We start from the raw sequence: 14,979 nt of genomic DNA, 5'->3' as shown, positions 1-14,979 counted from the left end.
CCGCGCTCCAGCGGCTTGGGCAGAGCCCCTCCCCCGCCACCACCCTTGCCAGAGCAACGGTTTTCCGCCAAACCCGACGGGACGAAACAAGGGGGCCGGAATGAGCCGTATCGACGCGAAATTCGCCGATCTGAAGGCGCAGGGGAAGAAGGGCTTCGTCGCCTACATCATGGCTGGCGACCCGGACGAGGCACGCTCGCTCGCGGTGATGAAGGGGATGCCCGCCGCAGGGGTCGACGTGATCGAACTGGGCCTGCCCTTCACCGATCCCATGGCCGACGGCCCGACGATCCAACTGGCCGGCCAGCGCGCGCTGGAAGCGGGCATGACCCTGGACAAGACCCTGGCGATGGCCAAGGCCTTCCGCGAGGAGGACGACACCACCCCGATCGTCCTGATGGGCTACTACAACCCGATCTACTCGCGCGGCGTGGACACCTTCCTGGATCAGGCCAAGGCCGCCGGCATCGACGGGCTGATCATCGTCGACCTGCCCCCCGAGGAAGATGACGAGCTCTGCCTGCCCGCCCAGGCCAAGGGGCTGAACTTCATCCGCCTGGCGACGCCCACCACCGACGACAAACGTCTGCCGAAGGTGCTGACCAATACCTCGGGCTTCGTCTACTACGTGTCGATCACCGGGATCACCGGCTCGGCCGAGGCCTCCGCCGAGATGGTCGCGCCGGAAGTGCAGCGGATCAAGGCGGGCACCGACCTGCCGATCATCGTGGGCTTCGGCGTGAAATCCCCCGAGACCGCGAAAAACATCGCGGGCGTGGCCGATGGCTGCGTCGTGGGGTCCGCCATCGTGAACGAAATCGCCTCGGGCAAGCCGGTCGAGGAGATCCTGGCCTTCATCAAGAGCCTGGCCGACGGCGCCCACAGCGCCTGAGCGCCGGTGGCCTGATTGCCGGACAGACCGAAGGCCGCCCCAAGGGCGGCCTTTTTCATGGCATCCGAGGCCGTCTAGTTGCAGGTGCAATACTGCTGGTACGACGGGCCTTCGGGGTCCAGGTGCCGGCACAGCAACCCGTTGTCGACGACCTTGGAGCAGGCCTCCATGCCGCGCAGCACCAGCGGCCCCTGCGGCAGGGTGCCCGGCACCTGCGACGGCACGCCGGGCGTGCCCGGGTCGGGGTTGCCCATCCCGCGCCGATAGAGCTCCTGCATCTCGGCCAGCTGATCGAAGGTCAGCGTCGACACGCCCCGCGACAGTTCCTCGTAACGCAGCAGCTCCGCCGGCGAGAGGTTCAGCAAGGGTTCGCTTCCGCCCAGCTCCGCCACGTTGCCCGACAGGGAGGTCAACGGGTTGCTTTGCAGGCGATAATCATCGACCACAGCGCGCGCCTCGGCGGTCAGGGACCCCGGGTAGCCCGCACCGAGCGGCCCCGACGTGCTGTCGCGCTGTGCCCGCAGGACGGCCGTGCGCCGATAGGGATCGACCTCGCCCGAGGTCAGGTCGTGGCCCGTGACCTCCGGCGGCAGGATGCTGTGACCGGACAGCGCCCGCACCGAGCCGATCACCGAGGCGCCATAGTCGCGCTGCGTGATGGCGGAGGGATCGAAGCGCATGTCGACACCCCGGGGCACCATGATTTCCACCCCCAGCTGGGCCCGCGCCGCGCCCGTTCCAAGAAGCGAAAGAGAGACACCCAGTAGAAACGCCGCAATTCTGCCCATCCTTAGATCCCTCGCATCTGACAGCTGTTCGGCCACAGCCTAGCACGGCCCGGGCGCCCGGTCAGCGCCGCAGTGGCCCCGAAGGCACCCCCTAATCAGGTGAAAATGCAGGGTTTTCGAGTGTTTTCGGACCAGTTCCGGCCCACCAAAGCGCACGCCCCCGCCGGGCACGCGCCGAATGCGCCTCAGTCGCGCAGCGGGGACCGCGCCCAGCGTTGCGCCAGGATTGAGCTCAGCAGCAGCTGCGAGAGGTGGAACAGCATCGTCGGCAGGACGATGGCGCCCACGGCCGCCGCCGGGAACAGGGCCGAGGCAATGGGCAGACCGCTGGCCAGGCTCTTGGTCGAGCCGCAGAACAGCAGCACGACCCGATCCTCCCCCGGCAGGCCGAAGCGCCGGCCCATCCCCGCCATCAGCCCGAAGGCCAGCGCCAGGAACAGCCAGACCACCGCCAGCAGGATCACCAGGCTGAGCGCCGGGATCTGCGTCCACAGCCCCGCCACGGTGCCGGCGCTGAAGGCGGAATAGACGATCAGCAGGATCGCGCCCCGGTCCACCAGCATCGTCAGGACCTTGTGCCGTGCGACGAAGCCACCGATCCAGCGGCGCAGCAACTGGCCGATGACGAAGGGCAGCACGATCTGTTCGCCGATGCGGATCACCGCGTCCAGCGAAACGCCGCCGCCCTCCTGGTGCAGCACCAGCGCCGCCAGCAGGGGCGTCAGCACGACCCCCACCATGTTCGACACCGAGGCGGCACAGATGGCGGCGGGCACGTTGCCACCGGCGATGGAGGTGAAGGCGATGGAGCTTTGTACCGTGGAGGGCAGGATCGACAGGAACAGCAGCCCCGTCGTCATCTGCGGCCCCAGCACCCCGCCGAAAAGCGCGGCCATCAGCAGCCCGAGCGCCGGGAACAGCAGGTAGGTGGCGGCGAAGGTCAACCCCTGCAGCCGCCAGTTCAGGAAGCCCGCCCGGACCGACCCCGGGTCCAGCTTCGCCCCGTAGAGGAAGAACAACAGCGTGACCGCCCAATAGCTGGCGATGCCCAGCCCTTCGGCGGCGATCCCGCGCGCAGGCAGCAGGGCGCCGGCCAGCACCATGACGAACAGCAGGATCATGTAGGTGTCGATCCCGATACGTTTCAGAAAGCTCACGCGCCTCTCCCCATCTTTGGTCCGGCTCTCGCCTGAGGCATCGGCGCGGCCAAGTCAATCTCTGCCGCTCTTGCGGCGGTGTCCGGGCCTGTGCGCCCCTGTCCCTTGCCGCGCCGCGGCAGGATTGGTAAGAAAACCTGACCACCTATCCCGGGGAGCCTGCCCATGCCCGTCATCACCTGCATCGACGACCTGAAACGCCTGCACAAGCGGCGCACGCCGAAGATGTTCTACGACTACTGCGAAAGCGGCTCCTGGACGGAACAGACCTTCCGCGAGAACACCACCGACTTCCAGAAGATCCGCCTGAAACAGCGGGTCGCGGTGGACATGAGCGACCGCAGCCTGGAGACCGAAATGATCGGTCAGAAGGTCGCCATGCCCGTGGCCCTGGCCCCCGTCGGCCTGACCGGGATGCAGCACGCCGATGGCGAGATCCTGGCCGCCCAGGCGGCCGAGAAATTCGGCGTGCCCTTCACCCTGTCCACCATGTCGATCTGTTCGATCGAGGACGTGGCCGAGAACACCTCGGCCCCCTTCTGGTTCCAGCTCTACACGATGAAGGACGACGATTACCTGCGCCGGCTGATCGAGCGCGCCAAGGCGGCGAAATGTTCGGCGCTGGTCATCACGCTGGACCTGCAGATCCTGGGCCAGCGGCACATGGACCTGAAGAACGGTCTTTCGGCCCCGCCGAAACTGACCCCGAAATCCATGGCCGACCTGGCGACCCGCTGGTCCTGGGGGCTGAAGATGCTGCAGACGAAGCGCCGCGGCTTCGGCAACATCGTGGGCCACGTGGACGGGATCACCGATCCCTCGTCGCTGATGTCCTGGACCTCGGAACAGTTCGACCCGCGTCTGGACTGGAAGAAGATCGAGCAGATCAAGGAGATGTGGGGCGGCAAGGTGATCCTGAAGGGGATCCTGGACCCCGAGGATGCGAAGATGGCCGCCAAGGTGGGCTGCGACGCGATTCTGGTGTCGAACCACGGCGGGCGCCAGCAGGATGGCGCGCTCAGCTCGATCCGGGCGCTGGACCCGATCCTGCAGGCCGTGGGCGGCGAGGTCGAGGTGCATCTGGATAGCGGCATCCGGTCGGGCCAGGACGTGCTGAAGGCGGTGTCGATGGGCGCCACTGGCACCTTCATCGGCCGCGCCTTCGTCCACGGGCTGGGCGCCATGGGCCGCGAGGGGGTGGAGAAGGCGCTGGAGGTGATCGCCAAGGAGATGGACATCTCCATGGCGCTGTGCGGCAAGCGCAAGATCACCGACATGTCCCGCGACGACCTGCTGATCCCGGAAGATTTCTCGGGTCGCTGGACGGCCTGAGCGCCGGGGGCCGAAGGCGAAGCGAACACGGGGGGCTCTGCCCCCCGTCTCAGCACGCTGAGTCCCCCGGGATATTCTTGGCAAAGAGAAGACTGGGGCGGCGGATGCCGCCGCGCGGGGCGCTACCGGTCGGACGCGGATCCGGCGCCGGTATCGTCGTAAAGCTGCAGCACCTCCAGGGGCACGACTTCCAGCGCGCGGATATGCGTGGCCTCCAGCCGGACCTGGGGCGCGCAGCCCTCGTCATGGGCCTGCAGGAACCGCGCGGCGCAAAGGCACCAGCGGTCCCCGGGGCGCAACCCGGGGAAGTTGAACTGCGGGATGGGTGTCGAAAGGTCGTTGCCGACGTATTTCGAATAGGCCAGGAATTCCGCCGTCATCACCGCGCAGACCGTGTGGCTGCCCTGGTCCTGGGCGCAGGTGTCGCACTGGCCATTGCGGAAGAAGCCCGTCATCGGATGGGTCGAGCAGGGTTCGAGCACGCCGCCCAGGGCGTTGATCGAGGGGTCCTTGTCCATGGTCATGGCGCCGCTCCTTTCCGGATTTCACCCTCAGCTTAACAGCATGAACGGCCTGCGGCGAGGGGGCGCTCAGGCCGCGTGAAACCAGCGGCCGTGGAAATCCATCCGCCCCAGCACCTGCACCGCGCCGTCGGGCCAGGTGGTCAGCCGCAGAAGCGCGCCGGGCCGGTTGCCGTCCGCCTCGAAGGACAGGCGCGCCAGGGGCGCCGCCTCGGTCGCCCGGGCGCCGGCGGCCTCCAGCGCGGCGAGGCAGGCGGCCTTGGTCACCTCCGGGAAATACTGCCAGGCAATGGTGTGATAGACCAGATGCAGCCGGCCTTCCGCCGGGGGCGCCAGCCGTTCGGCCAGCCAGGCGGCCGCATCGCCCCGATCGACGCGGGGGGCCTTCACGGCCAGCGCCGCGTCAAGCAAGGCGCGCCGCTCGGGCTGATCGGGCCAGAGATAGCTGCGCAGGCGCAGCACGTCCTCCGGTTTGCCGGGATCAAGCGGGTTCAGATCGACCCCGCGGGCATCGGCCACCTGGAAGGTGCCCTCGGGCGGCAGCGGCCCCTCCCAGTCGGGTGAGAGCGTCAGCACCGGATCACGCGCGCCCCAGCCTCGCCCCCCCACCTGCAAGGCATAGCGGTCGAACCCCAGGTTCAGACCCGCCGAGGCCCCCAGTTCGGAGAGTTTCAGCGGCAGGCCCGGAAACCGTGCCGCGAGGATCTGTGCGCCGAGGATCAGCCCGGCAGCGCGGCGGATCTCGTTGGTCTGCGGCGCGCTGTCGAGCCAGTGCAGCAGATGCGCCTCATGGGTCAGCAGCGCCGGGGCCAGAGCCTCCCAAAGGGCTTCGCCCCCAACGTGATGCGGCGGATACACCGCCGCCAGCGCCCGGTCGCGGCCCATCAGGACCAGCGCGTGCAGACCACCGGCCAGCCGCAGGGCCACCGCGTCTGGGCCCAGCTGATCGGGCGCCCAATGGGCCACCCGCCGCGCCACGGCGCCGCCGCGCATCCGCTGTGACAGCAGGCGCAGCAGCCCGGCGGTGAAATCGGATCCAAGCCCCTCGCAGGACTCGGCCTGGTGCAGGAAATGCGCCTGCCAGGGGGCCGGGGCCGCGCCGGTCACCGGAACTTGTCCTTCAGCTTCTGCAGGGGCGTGCGGCGGTCCCTGGCATCGGCGGCGGCCTTCATCTGCTGCGCCTTCTGGGCGGCAGCGGCCTGGCTGCCGGAGGCGGGGGCCGGCTTGTCGGACGTCTTGCTTGCCGCATTGTCCTTGTTGCGCGGCGGGTTCACCCGCAGGGCCACGGCGTTCTGGAACTTGCCGCCCTCGCCCGCCGCCAGCTCCGGCGCGCCCTCGGCGCAGCCGCGCAGCACGTCGTCCAGCCAGCCCTGATCGGCCTTGGCGAAATCGGACAGCACGTAGGGCGCCACCTTGTCCTTGTGCCCTGGATGGCCCACGCCCATGCGCACCCGCTGGTACTCCGCCCCGATGTGCTGATGGATGGAACGCAGGCCGTTGTGCCCCGCGTGCCCGCCGCCCTGTTTCAGCCGCAGCTTGCCCGGCGCCAGGTCCAGCTCGTCATGGAAGACGGTCACATCGGCCGGCGTCAGCTTGTAGAAGCGCATGGCCTCGCCCACCGACTGGCCGGAGTTGTTCATGAAGGTCATCGGCTTCAGCAGCAGCACTTTCTCGCGCCCCAGCACACCCTCGGTGATCTCGCCCTGGAACTTGCCCTTCCACGGCCCGAAACCGTGATCTTCGGCGATCCGGTCCAGCGCCATGAAACCGATGTTGTGGCGGTTGCCGGCGTATTTGCCCCCGGGATTTCCGAGGCCGACGAAAAGCTGCATGGGAACCCTCCTTCTGCCCGGCAATATCTAGTGGAAGGGTGGGGGCGGGTCCAGCCGGGCGCGGCGGGCGGCCCCCTGAAACGCAAGACCCCCGCCGGGCCTGCGCCGGGCGGGGGTCTGTCATCAGATCCCGATGGGAGGGGAGGATTACTCCTCGCCGCCCTCTTCGGTTTCCGCTTCGTCCTCTGCGTCGTCCTGGGCAGCCAGGCCGGAGGGGGCGGTGATGTTGGCGATCACGAAGTCACGCTCGATGGTGGGCTTCACGCCTTCGGGCAGGGTCACTTCGCTGATGGTGATGGTGTCACCGATCTGCTTGCCCGTCAGGTCGACGGTGATGTGATCGGGGATGTCACCGGCGATGACCGACAGGTCGACGTCGGCACGCACCACGGTCAGCACGCCACCACGCTTCAGGCCGGGGGCCGCTTCGTGGCCGACGAACTCGACGGGGATGTGCAGGTTCACGCGGGTGGTGCGACGCAGACGCAGGAAGTCGACGTGGGTCGGCAGGTCCTTCACGACGTCACGCTGAACGGCGCGGCAGATCACGCGCACGTCTTCCTGGCCCTCAACCTTCAGGTTGTAGAGGGTCGCCAGGAAGCGGCCTTTCTTCAGGCGGGTCAGCAGGTCGTTGAAGGGCAGCTCGATTGCCAGGGGCTCAACATCGCCACCGTAAACGACACCAGGAACCATGCCAGCGCGACGCGCTGCGCGAGCGGCGCCCTTGCCCGTCCCCGCACGTTCCTGGGCCACGAGATCAGGAATTTCTCCAGCCATTTTCATTCTCCTAATGGGGCGGGTATCCTCCAAGGCTGTATACCCGCGTTCAAGTCCCGCGCGCTTACACGGATTCCTGCGCGAAGGGAAGCGGGATTCGCCCCCAGGCACCGTCTGCCGCGCACATGGCGCGTTTTGGTCCCTCTCCCCCATGCCCGCGCCCGGGCGGCGGCGGGCCGCACCCCCTGCCCTTGACCCTGCGGCGCGCCTGGGTCCATATCACGGGTGATGCCAGCCCGGCGCCCTGTCGCGTCCTGCCCGCTCCTCCCCCCACATCAGCGAAAGACACGACATGACCTTCATTGCCATGAACCGATTCAAGGTGCGCCCCGGCCACGAGGCCGCCTTCGAGGAGATCTGGGCCACCCGCGAAAGCCGCCTGAAGGAGATGCCCGGCTTCGTCGAGTTCCGCATGCTGCGCGGCCCCGAGGCCGAGGATCACCGGCTCTATTCCTCCCACACGGTCTGGGACAGCAAGGAGTCCTTCGAGGCCTGGACCAAGTCCGAGCAGTTCCGCGATGCGCACAAGAACGCCGGCAACAGCAAGACCAAGGACGCCCTGATGGGCCCGCCCAGCTTCGAGGGCTTCGAGAGCTTCCTGGAAGAGAGCTGATCCTCTGCCCGGGCGGCAAATCCTGTCGCCCGTGGCCTGGCGCCTAGACCTCTCCGTCGGTGCGGATATGGACCAGGGCGCCGCAATGCTTGCAATGCACCGCGTCCGGGTCATGCAGCAACAGCCCGCACTCGTCGCATTCGTGGCGCACCTTGGTGGGGCGGAACAGCACCTGCAATAGGCGCAGGAACAGCGACACGCCGAAGATCATCACCCCCACGGCCAGCATTCGGCCCCAGGTGCCCATCGGAGTGATATCGCCGAAGCCCGTCGTGGTCAGCGTGGTCACGGTGAAGTACAGTGCATCGGCATAGTTCCCGATGTCGGGGTTCACCCCGTATTGCGAGGCATAGATCAGCCCGGTCATCACGAAGAGGAAGACCGTCAGGTTGACGATGGCCAGCACCACTTCCTCGTTGGCGCGGAAGAAGGGCAGGTCCTGGCGCAGGCGGATCAGCGTCTGGTAGGCATGCAGAAGCCGCAGGGTGCGCAGGATCCGCAGGAAACCCAGCCCCTCGCCGGCGATCGGCGCCAGGAAGGACACCAGCGCCGCGATGTCGGCCCAGGTGGCCGGACGCAGGAACATCCGCCCCCGCCGCCGTTCCAGCCAGACCCGCACCAGGAAATCCGCCAGGATCAGCACGCCGAAGACCGCATCGGCGATCTCCACCGCCCGCGCATGGTGGAAGAAGGAGGTGACGATGACGAAAAGGATCGTCACCGCATCAAAGGCCAGAAGGGCGTAGCGGAACCGATGCGCCGCCGCGCTGTGGCCTTCGTATAGCTCGCGGATCTTCGCCTTCATTACCCCTCCGTCCTTTCGGGTCCGGCCAGTCTGCCGCCCCGTCTGCCCCTTGGCCAGTCCTGCCTTGGCGGAAGAGAGATGGGCCGAAACGAAACGACCCCGCCGGAGCGGGGTCGCAGTGGTTTCAGGCGGACCGGGGCCGCGTCACGCGCCGCTCACTCGACCTTGCGGCCCTCGGCGGCCCCGCCGGTGTCGGTCATGTCGAAGCCCAGGTAATCGGCCACGGTGAAGATGTCCTTGTCGCCACGGCCCGACAGGTTGATGACGATGATGTGGTCCTTGGGCAGGTCGCCCGCGATCTTCATCACGTGGGCGACGGCGTGGCTGCTTTCCAGCGCCGGGATGATGCCTTCGGTGCGACAGCACATCTGGAAGGCGTCCAGCGCCTCCTTGTCGGTGACGGGGACGTATTGCGCCCGGCCAATGTCGTGCAGCCAGCTGTGTTCGGGGCCGATGCCGGGATAATCCAGACCGGCGGAGATCGAGTAGCCTTCCAGGATCTGGCCGTCATCGTCCTGCAGCAGGTAGGTCCGGTTGCCGTGCAGAACGCCCGGACGCCCGCCGGTCAGCGAGGCACAATGCTCCATCCGGTCGTCGACGCCCTTGCCGCCGGCCTCGACACCGATGATCGCCACCTCCTTGTCGTCGAGGAAGGGATAGAAAAGGCCCATGGCATTGGACCCGCCGCCGACCGAGGCGATGACGGTATCGGGCAGGCGGCCCTTGCCTTCCTGCTCTTCCAGCTGCCAGCGGGTTTCCTTGCCGATCACCGACTGGAAATCGCGGACCATGGCCGGATAGGGGTGCGGCCCGGCGACGGTGCCGATGCAGTAGAAGGTATCGTGCACGTTGGTCACCCAGTCGCGCAGCGCGTCGTTCATCGCGTCCTTCAGGGTGCCGCGGCCGGATTTGACCGGCACCACCTCGGCGCCCAGCAGGCGCATGCGGAAGACGTTGGGCGCCTGGCGCTTCACGTCATGGGCGCCCATGTAGACGATGCACTTCAGGCCGAACTTGGCACAGACGGTGGCGGTGGCCACGCCGTGCTGGCCCGCGCCTGTTTCCGCGATGATCCGGGTCTTGCCCATGCGCCGCGCCAGCAGGATCTGCCCCAGCACGTTGTTGATCTTGTGCGCGCCGGTGTGATTCAGCTCCTCGCGCTTCATGTAGATCTTCGCGCCACCCAGCTCCTCGGTCATCCGCTCGGCGTAATACAGTGGCGAGGGACGGCCGACGTAATGGGTCCAGAGCTCCCGCATCTCCGCCCAGAAGTCGTCGTCGGTCTTGGCCTTCTCGTACTCGGCCTCCAGGTCGAGGATCAGCGGCATCAGGGTCTCGCTGACGAAGCGTCCGCCATGCAGGCCGAAGCGCCCCTTCTCGTCCGGGCCGGTCATGAAGCTGTTGATGAGATCGTCCATGGAAAGCTCCTGTTTCCGGGCTGCGGGGTTTCGCCTGATGTAGCCGGAAGGACCCCACCGGGCAAGGGAAACGCCACGCCGCAGGCACCGGCGGCGCCACACGGGGACCAGCGCCCGGTCTTCTCTTTGCCGGACATATCCCCCCCGTGAGGTGAATTGCGCGCGCCTCGCGCAAGGGGGCAGCACCACCGGCCCTCCGGTCTGCCCATTGCGCCCGCCCCCGTGCCACAAAACCGCCACAAGACGCCCTCAGGTTGAATTAAATACGAGCTGAGATGTTAAGAGTGATGAGGTTTGGGTGATGATTGACGGCTATATCCTGTGCTCCTCCCCGCGCAGCGGCGCGACCCTGTTGACCAACATGCTGCGCGACAGCGGCGTCGCAGGATGGCCTGGCGCCTATGTGCGCGGCGCGGGCATGCGGGCGCGGCTGCACAGCATGGAGGCCGAGGTGCCCGGCGACGTCACCGCGGCCGAGCTGGCCCGCGAGGGCTATCGTCTGGCGCGCGCGAAGGGGACCCGAGACGGGATCTTTGCCCTGCGCCTGCAACCCAGCAGCCTGGCGACCTTCCGCCTTGCCCTGAAGGCCCTGCACCCCGACCAGCCGAACGACGCCGCCCGCATCGCGGCGGACATGGGGCGCCACCGGATCATCTACCTGAGGCGCGCCGACCTTCTGGGCCGCGCCGTCTCGATGCTGCGCACGCTGCAGACCGGCTACTGGTACGAGGATGCCGAGGGCAACGAGACCGACGGCACCGCCCCGGACAGTATCCCCGTCTACGACCGCACTGCGATCGCCGGGAAGATGGAACAATTTGCCGAGATGGACGCCACCTGGGAGAGCTGGTTCGCCTCCGAGGGCATCGAGCCGATTCTGCTGGAGTATGACGACCTGGCGGCCGATCCCGAAGGGGTCCTCGCCCGGCTGCTGACGGAGCTGGGCCTTGACCCTGCCGCGGCGGAAGGGGCGGCCCCCGCCCCGGAGCAGGTTCCCGACGCGGGCGACGACGAAAGCCGCGACTGGATCCGGCGTTTCCAGGAGGACACGATGGCCTGAGCCGGGATCAGGCGGATCAGACGGCGGCGAGGGCCGCGGCGGTGAAGGCGGCGATCTTCTCCGCGTCCTTCTCGCCCGGGGCGCGTTCCACGCCCGAGCTGACATCAACCTGGCGCGCGCCGGTCAGGCGGATCGCCTCGGCCACGTTGTCGGGGCTCAGGCCCCCGGCCAGCATCCAGGGCGCCTTCCAGGTGCGGCCCGCGATCAGGCGCCAGTCGAAGGACAACCCGTTGCCGCCGGGCAGATCGGCCCCTTTGGGCGCCTTGGCATCGACCAGCACCTGGTCGGCGACTTCCTCGTAATCAGCCAGGGCCGCCAAGTCGGCCTCCTCGGCCACGCCCACGGCCTTCATCACCGGCAGGCCGGTTAGCGCACGAACCTCGGCCACCCGTTCGGGGCTTTCCTTGCCGTGAAGCTGGATCATGTCCAACGGCACCGCGTCGGTGACGGCGTGCAGCAGAGCATCATCGGGGTTCACCATCAGCGCGACCTTCGCCAGCCCCAGGGGCGCCTCGACGGCCAGGGCGCGGGCGGTCTCGATCTCGACGTGCCGCGGGCTTTTGGGGAAGAAGACGAAGCCGCCGTAGACAGCGCCGGCGCGCGCCGCGGCCTCGACATCCGCAGGGCGCGTCAGCCCGCAGATCTTCACGCGGACGGCGGGGGCACGGTTGGGCTGGACGAGCACGGGCATGGGGCACCTCGGAAACGAAAGACCGCCGGGCGCACAAGCGCCGGCGGTCTGGTCCTACACCTGACGGCGGGGCGTGACCAGCGCGAGGGGCACGCCCTCACGCCGCGCGGATCACTCCAGCAGCGCCAGGACATCGTCCTGGCCGTGCTTCTCGCCCTTCAACCTCTTCACTTCCCGCTTCAGCTTGTGGGCCTCACGCGACTGGCGACGGGCCTCGGCGCGGTGCTTGTGCTCGCGCATCCACTCCCAGAGGAAGCCGATCAGCAGGCCCACGACGATGCCGCCGAAGATCACCGCGTAAAGCGGCAGCGTGACCCCGGTGTTGAAGGCAAAGATGTCGGCCAGACCTTCGGGCAGCAGGGTCAGCTCCACCGGCTGGCGGTTCCCCAGGGCGACGGCGACCAGCGCGATGGCGATCACGGCCCAGATGGCGTAGCGGATGTATTTCATTCGTCGGCATTCCCGTTCAGGCGATCGCGCAGCAGCTTGCCGGTCTTGAAGAACGGCACATGCTTCTCCTCGACCTCAACGGCTTCGCCCGTCCGCGGGTTCCGCCCGGTGCGCGCCTCGCGCTTCTTCACCGAGAAGGCGCCGAAGCCGCGCAGTTCCACGCGGTTGCCGCGTGCCATGGCCTCGGTGATCTCCTCGAAGATCGTGTTCACGATCCGCTCCACGTCCCGTTGATACAGGTGCGGATTCTCATCTGCGATTTTCTGGATCAGTTCAGAACGGATCATCTGGTTATGTCTCCCCGAGCGATGGTCTTTTTTTCACACCATGTTCCGGGAATATAAGAGCTTTCCGGCGACACGGGAACAAGAGAGACGTCCCACGAGGAGACAATTTCCGCAGAAATCCGGCGGTTCGTCGCCTTTCGCCGCGATCATGGCGCGGCTTTTTCCGGCAATGGCGGCGCGGGCGCGATGCTGCACTGCAGCCAAGAGATTGATTCGCCAAGGTTTATGGCCCCCGTCGAATCCCTGTCGCGGCAGTCAGATAGACCCCCGGAAAATCCATCCCCCCGCACATCCGCCAGGCAAGTCCAACCCGGTCGCATACGCCCCCGTCCGGCCACGAAAAAGGCCCCGCGCAATACGCGGGGCCTTCCTGTCTTTCGCACGGTCGGTGCGATCCTTACTCGTCGTCGCCTTTCAGCGCGGCGCCCAGGATGTCGCCCAGCGATGCACCGGAGTCGGAGGAACCGTACTGTTCCACGGCCTCTTTCTCTTCGGCGATCTCGCGCGCCTTGATCGACAGACCCAGACGACGGGACTTGCTGTCCACGTTGGTCACGCGCACATCGACGTGGTCACCGACCGAGAAACGCTCGGGGCGCTGTTCGGCACGGTCACGCGACAGGTCGGAGCGGCGGATGAAGGACTTCATGCCTTCGTATTCCACTTCGATGCCGCCGTCTTCGATCGCCGTCACGTTGACGGTGATGATCGAACCGCGCTTCACGCCACCAACGGCTTCGGCGAACTTGTCGCCGCCGACGTTCTTGATGGACAGCGAGATGCGTTCCTTGTCGATGTCGACTTCGGAAACCACGGCCTGAACCATGTCGCCCTTGCGGTAGTTCTGGATGGCGTCTTCGCCACGCTCGTCCCAGCTGAGGTCGGACAGGTGAACCATGCCGTCGATGTCGCCCGGCAGGCCGACGAACAGACCGAATTCGGTGATGTTCTTGACTTCGCCTTCGACAACGGTGCCCTCGGGGTGCGTCTCGGAGAAGACTTCCCACGGGTTACGCATGGTCTGCTTGAGACCCAGCGAAACGCGGCGCTTGGCCTGGTCGATTTCCAGAACCATGACTTCGACCTCTTGCGAGGTGGAGACGATCTTGCCGGGGTGCACGTTCTTCTTGGTCCAGGACATTTCCGAGACGTGGACCAGACCTTCGACACCGGGCTCCAGCTCCACGAATGCACCGTAGTCGGTGATGTTCGTGACGCGGCCGGTGTGAACCGAAGACAGCGGGTACTTGGCGGCAACCAGATCCCACGGATCTTCCTGCAGCTGCTTCATGCCCAGGCTGATACGGTGGGTTTCCTTGTTGATCTTGATGACCTGGACCTTGACGGTCTCGCCGATCGACAGGATCTCCGAGGGGTGGTTGACGCGGCGCCATGCCATGTCGGTGACGTGCAGCAGGCCGTCCACACCGCCCAGGTCGACGAAGGCGCCGTACTCGGTGATGTTCTTGACCACGCCTTCCACGGCCTGACCTTCCTGCAGGTTCGAGATGACCTCGGCACGCTGCTCGGCACGGGACTCTTCGAGGATCGCACGACGCGACACCACGATGTTGCCGCGACGGCGGTCCATCTTCAGGATCTGGAACGGCTGCTTCAGACCCATCAGCGGGCCGGCATCGCGCACGGGGCGCACATCGACTTGGGAGCCGGGCAGGAAGGCCACGGCACCGCCCAGGTCGACGGTGAAGCCACCCTTGACGCGACCGAAGATCGCACCTTCGACGCGCTGGTCGTCGGCATAGGCTTTTTCCAGACGGTCCCAAGCTTCTTCGCGGCGGGCCATCTCGCGCGAGATGACGGCTTCGCCACGGGCGTTCTCGGCAGCGCGCAGGTAGACCTCGACCTCGTCACCGACGGAGATCTCGGGCGCTTCACCGGGGTTCGCGAATTCTTTCAGCTCGACGCGGCCTTCCATCTTGTAGCCGACGTCGATGATGGCCTGGCCCGCTTCGATCGCGATGACCTTGCCTTTGACAACCGAACCTTCGTTCGGGGTGTCCATTTCGAAGCTTTCGTTCAGGAGGGCTTCGAATTCCTCCATCGATGTGTTCTGAGCCATGTGGTCTCTGGTGTCCTAACGTATATCGCTATGCTGGCCGAGCGGTTGTCTCCGCCGGTCTTGGGGTTGGTCATTTGGGTCACCGCAAAACAAAGAGGGCCGGTTTAGTCCCGACCCCTGCTCGATCCTTCGTTGCGCGGCGTTTACGCCTGTCGACGCCGGGGAGGTAGCCAAGACGGGCCTGCAAATCAAGGGAAAAGCGACTCCACACCCGCTCTGGGCGGGTTTTGTCGGGCCTCGACGGCGCTGGCAGCGGTCGCGGCCCGGGCGACGTTA

The 14,979-nt window shown here is 66.9% G+C and carries 16 protein-coding genes; 4 read left to right on the top strand and 12 right to left on the bottom strand.

The annotated features are described in order from the left end of the window. The first annotated feature begins 100 nt into the window (after positions 1-100). A complete protein-coding gene (gene trpA / locus CVM50_RS09500) occupies positions 101-892 on the top strand; it encodes a tryptophan synthase subunit alpha (RefSeq protein WP_085889214.1) in 792 nt (263 codons plus the stop codon). A gap of 74 nt (positions 893-966) precedes the next feature. Here trpA and CVM50_RS09495 read toward each other — a convergent pair whose 3' ends face one another. Together CVM50_RS09495 and CVM50_RS09490 are read right to left on the bottom strand one after the other, a co-directional pair. Next, complete coding sequence (locus CVM50_RS09495; RefSeq protein WP_143515629.1) at positions 967-1,680, bottom strand: hypothetical protein; 714 nt, start codon at positions 1,678-1,680, stop codon at positions 967-969. A gap of 185 nt (positions 1,681-1,865) precedes the next feature. After that, entirely contained in the window at positions 1,866-2,837 is a 972-nt protein-coding gene (locus CVM50_RS09490; protein ID WP_085889216.1) for a bile acid:sodium symporter family protein, read from the bottom strand. A gap of 165 nt (positions 2,838-3,002) precedes the next feature. On the opposite strand from CVM50_RS09490, the gene CVM50_RS09485 reads away from it, so the two are divergent. Next, positions 3,003-4,169, top strand: coding sequence for an alpha-hydroxy acid oxidase (locus CVM50_RS09485; RefSeq protein ID WP_085889217.1), 1,167 nt, complete (start codon positions 3,003-3,005; stop codon positions 4,167-4,169). Between the two features lie 122 nt (positions 4,170-4,291). Here CVM50_RS09485 and CVM50_RS09480 read toward each other — a convergent pair whose 3' ends face one another. The 4 genes from CVM50_RS09480 to CVM50_RS09465 form a co-directional block, all read right to left on the bottom strand. Next, positions 4,292-4,687, bottom strand: coding sequence for a DUF2237 family protein (locus CVM50_RS09480; RefSeq protein ID WP_085889295.1), 396 nt, complete (start codon positions 4,685-4,687; stop codon positions 4,292-4,294). A gap of 72 nt (positions 4,688-4,759) precedes the next feature. Beyond that, the gene (locus tag CVM50_RS09475) at positions 4,760-5,797 is read right to left on the bottom strand and encodes a DUF2332 domain-containing protein (protein ID WP_085889218.1); all 1,038 of its coding nucleotides are present in this window, start codon (positions 5,795-5,797) and stop codon (positions 4,760-4,762) included. Beyond that, positions 5,794-6,522: an aminoacyl-tRNA hydrolase gene (pth, locus tag CVM50_RS09470; RefSeq protein ID WP_085889219.1), complete on the bottom strand. Its 729-nt coding sequence runs from the start codon at positions 6,520-6,522 to the stop codon at positions 5,794-5,796. The genes CVM50_RS09475 and pth overlap by 4 nt, the downstream gene beginning before the upstream one ends. Positions 6,523-6,669: 147 nt before the next feature. Beyond that, positions 6,670-7,299: a 50S ribosomal protein L25/general stress protein Ctc gene (locus CVM50_RS09465; RefSeq protein ID WP_085889296.1), complete on the bottom strand. Its 630-nt coding sequence runs from the start codon at positions 7,297-7,299 to the stop codon at positions 6,670-6,672. A 292-nt stretch (positions 7,300-7,591) separates the two neighbouring features. On the opposite strand from CVM50_RS09465, the gene CVM50_RS09460 reads away from it, so the two are divergent. Further along, positions 7,592-7,912 (top strand): antibiotic biosynthesis monooxygenase family protein, encoded by a 321-nt coding sequence (locus CVM50_RS09460; RefSeq protein WP_085889220.1) that lies wholly within the window; start codon positions 7,592-7,594, stop codon positions 7,910-7,912. A gap of 43 nt (positions 7,913-7,955) precedes the next feature. Here CVM50_RS09460 and CVM50_RS09455 read toward each other — a convergent pair whose 3' ends face one another. Together CVM50_RS09455 and trpB are read right to left on the bottom strand one after the other, a co-directional pair. After that, the gene (locus CVM50_RS09455; protein WP_085889221.1) at positions 7,956-8,717 is read right to left on the bottom strand and encodes a potassium channel family protein; all 762 of its coding nucleotides are present in this window, start codon (positions 8,715-8,717) and stop codon (positions 7,956-7,958) included. A 155-nt stretch (positions 8,718-8,872) separates the two neighbouring features. Beyond that, a complete protein-coding gene (trpB, locus tag CVM50_RS09450) occupies positions 8,873-10,135 on the bottom strand; it encodes a tryptophan synthase subunit beta (protein ID WP_085889222.1) in 1,263 nt (420 codons plus the stop codon). A gap of 301 nt (positions 10,136-10,436) precedes the next feature. Between trpB and CVM50_RS09445 the strand changes: the two genes are divergently transcribed. Continuing rightward, positions 10,437-11,195, top strand: a complete 759-nt coding sequence (locus tag CVM50_RS09445) for a Stf0 family sulfotransferase (RefSeq protein WP_085889223.1) — start codon at positions 10,437-10,439, stop codon at positions 11,193-11,195. Between the two features lie 16 nt (positions 11,196-11,211). Here the strand turns inward: CVM50_RS09445 and CVM50_RS09440 are convergent, their stop codons facing one another. The 4 genes from CVM50_RS09440 to rpsA form a co-directional block, all read right to left on the bottom strand. Next, on the bottom strand, positions 11,212-11,886 hold the full coding sequence (locus CVM50_RS09440; protein WP_085889224.1) for a phosphoribosylanthranilate isomerase: 675 nt from the start codon (positions 11,884-11,886) through the stop codon (positions 11,212-11,214). Between the two features lie 111 nt (positions 11,887-11,997). Beyond that, on the bottom strand, positions 11,998-12,336 hold the full coding sequence (locus tag CVM50_RS09435; RefSeq protein ID WP_085889225.1) for a lipopolysaccharide assembly protein LapA domain-containing protein: 339 nt from the start codon (positions 12,334-12,336) through the stop codon (positions 11,998-12,000). Continuing rightward, positions 12,333-12,623, bottom strand: coding sequence for an integration host factor subunit beta (gene ihfB, locus CVM50_RS09430; RefSeq protein WP_085889226.1), 291 nt, complete (start codon positions 12,621-12,623; stop codon positions 12,333-12,335). Before ihfB ends, CVM50_RS09435 begins: the two co-directional genes overlap by 4 nt. Before the next feature lie 397 nt (positions 12,624-13,020). After that, the gene (rpsA, locus tag CVM50_RS09425; RefSeq protein ID WP_085889227.1) at positions 13,021-14,703 is read right to left on the bottom strand and encodes a 30S ribosomal protein S1; all 1,683 of its coding nucleotides are present in this window, start codon (positions 14,701-14,703) and stop codon (positions 13,021-13,023) included. Positions 14,704-14,979 lie beyond the last annotated feature (276 nt).

Source organism: Pseudooceanicola marinus (assembly GCF_002786295.1).
Classification (GTDB): Bacteria; Pseudomonadota; Alphaproteobacteria; order Rhodobacterales; family Rhodobacteraceae; genus Pseudooceanicola; species Pseudooceanicola marinus.
This window is presented reverse-complemented; position numbering and strand designations above follow the sequence as displayed.